At 50.5% G+C, this 2967-nt stretch carries 1 protein-coding gene and 1 pseudogene; one reads left to right on the top strand and one right to left on the bottom strand.

Annotation, left to right across the window (positions count from 1 at the left end):
- A pseudogene (locus tag C7441_RS23645) lies at window positions 1-155 on the top strand (IS630 family transposase); the annotation flags it as partial.
- Here the strand turns inward: C7441_RS23645 and C7441_RS23640 are convergent.
- Window positions 145-2586 carry a glycosyltransferase family 4 protein gene (locus C7441_RS23640; RefSeq protein ID WP_109614976.1) on the bottom strand — a complete coding sequence of 814 codons (2442 nt, stop codon included), beginning with the start codon at window positions 2584-2586 and terminating at the stop codon, window positions 145-147. The pseudogene C7441_RS23645 and the gene C7441_RS23640 overlap by 11 nt on opposite strands.
- Between the last annotated feature and the right edge of the window lie 381 nt (window positions 2587-2967).

Raw genomic sequence — 2967 nt, 5'->3', positions numbered from 1 at the left:
AGGCCTTCGCTAAAATCAAGCATTGGATGCGAATGGCCCAGAAGCGAACTATCGAGGACACCTGGCGCCAGGTCGGACACCTCGTAACAACCATCGAAGCTGACGAATGCCAAAACTATCTCGCAAACGCCGGATACGCTTCCGTCAAAACGTGAAGGACTCTAGGAACGTATGATACCTGCTAACTAAACCGGACAACATACCGGCTCGATCGCTGAGAACTGTTGGATTCGCATAAAAATCGCATGCAAATTCCGGCTGATCCACAGATATAACACCGGTCTTCGTGTCTGAAATATCCATTTTTTGAGCTAGTAAATCGAGGTTCGCCGAACCGTCGCCGATCACTATCTTCGAGCGCAGGTTCGTTCTAAATTTTTGCAGCAAATCGCTATAGATGTCGCCGATCTTTCGTGATTGCTCCTGCCATGAGAACTTATTGGTCAAATCCTTTGTAATATTTGCGCGGAATAGCTCGGTATCGCGTATAACAGATTGCATCGCTGCCCCGCAGGACTCCGCGTTCTCCGCCTCGAAAACGGCGCCAACATTGTAGGCCTCTACGAATCTCTTCATCTCAGCCACATCGCTGACAACCAGAGGCAGGCCGGCCTGCAAATACTCGAAGAGCTTGTTGGGAAGAGCAACCTCGCCGTTAGGATAGTGGATTAGGCCATGTGTTCCGAAATCTGCAGTTCGAATGAAGGATGAAACTTGATCAGTAGGCACGTAAGGAACTCGATGGAATCGATCCCCCATCCCGTGAGCAAGGGCTCTTTCCTGCAGTTGGTCAACATAACCGCTATCGCTTACAAAACAGATGTGAAGATTCGAATTCTGCGCGATGGCATCAAGAATGGTCTCGCAACCTCGCTCCTTCTTCGCCACACCAATGTAGACTGCCAATGGCACCGAGTTAGGTAACCCGAGAACTGACCGAACGTCTGGTTCTGATGGATCAACGTCGCGAGCGACCGGCGCATTGTAGATAACAGTAGGAGCTTGGCGAAGATGATAAATTCCTTGGACCTCTTGTGCCAGCCGATCACTTACCGTCAAAAGATGATCTGGCTGACGAAGGTAGCGCCTTTCGTATTCGACTGAGGATTTCCGATAGTTTTCGGGAACGGTAGTCAATCCAACAACGAATTCGTGTAGATCGTGCACCCAAGGAACCGACTTGCCACCGGCCGCTAGAAACTTGGTGACAGCAGCGCCAACTCTTAATCCTGACATATCGTGAGAATGAATGAGGGATGGATTCAAATTCTTAACGACCGGAAGGATCTCCTTCAGCGCTCCTTCAACCAGCATCCATAACTGCCGTTGATCTTTGTCCGAAGGCCACATTTTTCGCGATTGCAGATCAGTCAGAGGGCTTGGGACAAGGACAACGTTAACGCCTTCGATAGTGGCTTTCGTGACCTTCTCTACTTTAGACATCCCAACGATCGTGGCTTTGAAGCCTGCTTCCTCTGCGGATTTCGCGGTCTTAATCACACGGCTGTCACCAGCAACGCCATTGAGAACAATTGACACGATGTGGGGCTGGTGAGTTTTGGTCATTTTCGCTCCTGAGTATTCTGCTTTTGCCGATCGAGCCAAGCCTAAGGCAATATGTGCTTGATGCCGCGGATAGCTTACTTTCGACGCGGGCAAAATACCGTATTGCCCGTTCTCATGGCGATAGGCGGGTAGAGCAGCTTCAACTAAACCTTGCAGATATTTGTCCGAGGCTTCGCAAGCCGTATAGAGAAGCATGCCGACGCCCCAAGCTCGCGCCGGACGTTGCTGTAGTTTCGGCTCGAGGTTTCCATGCCTGACATACTCAAATGCGCGGCCATTTCTCACAAATTTTCGCAGGTAGCGAGTTGCCAAGTCTAACTTGTAACCGGTGTCCAGCCAGCGGTTAACGTCAATCAGCCCTTGCACGGCATAGGATGCATGCACCGCATCGTTCGGCCGGTCTATGTTCGCGCCGTATGACCAAAAGTCACCTACAGGGGACGACTGGGCATTTGCCATGATGTCGTCCGCCACTAATCTGGCGACGCGTTTGTAGTCGGCTCGATTTAATAGCTTGCCAGCTCGAGCGTATTGACCAGCAAGCAATGACGAAACGTTAAAAACGCTTTTCAGATCTGCCGGTTGGTCGGAATAACCAAAATACCCACCCTCCGGAGTTTCGACAAAAAACTGAAGGTAGTAGTCAAGAAATTTCACGACACAATTAGGGATGTCTGCGCCAAAGGTGGAACTGTAATCAATCAATCCGCGAATTGCGAGTGCGCTGGTCACGCCATAGACGACTGTGACTGAGTTTTTATCGTCGCTACTGAACGCGCCCCACTTAAAAGGCAGTCCCCAACCTGTAGCACCATTCGGTTTTACCGCATCGTTCTGCAGCCATTGACACATATATTGCGAACGGACCCGGTCGCCCAACAATGCATAAGTCGATGCGAAAATGCCGAAAGCCATGGCATGGTCATGAATCTCATCTTGGCAATGAGAATCGTACCCCCGTGCGATACTCTCGTGCCCAAGGGCTACAGCATCCCTGGCCAATTGCACCCTTCTCTTCATAAAATCTCCCGTGTGATGCGCAGCTTCGGCTCCAAGAATCAGTTGCGCAATCTGTCGAAAGTGCTGCTATTCTACGTCCTATCGTGAATGTGGCTTTTCTCAAAACAAAGTCACCAAATTTCAACTGATATTGCCGGATGGGGCTAGCGACCGTAGAGTGCACCGATCTCCAAGGGAATTTGACATGCTCGAAATCTTTCACGTCACGGCAATTGGCCTAAGCGCGTTTATAGCTGGTATATATTTCTACCGTTCATTCGACCCAAAAACTGACGCCGCGGATGGCTGATCTGCCTCCGGTAAACGCCCTCGAATCGGCTTAGAGTTTTCCGCGCCATTTTCCTGGCTGGGAGAGGAGCGGAAGCGATGAAGGCATCGCAA

It is taken from the genome of Pseudaminobacter salicylatoxidans (assembly GCF_003148475.1).
Lineage (GTDB): Bacteria > Pseudomonadota > Alphaproteobacteria > Rhizobiales > Rhizobiaceae > Pseudaminobacter > Pseudaminobacter salicylatoxidans.
The sequence above is the reverse complement of the archived record's forward strand: the minus strand, read 5'-3'. Positions and strand labels throughout refer to the sequence as shown.

What these genes read in the sequence shown, in the direction of transcription:
- C7441_RS23640 (WP_109614976.1), bottom strand. Translation starts at nt 2,586, where the DNA reads ATGAAGAGAAGGGTGCAATTGGCCAGGGATGCTGTAGCCCTTGGGCAC.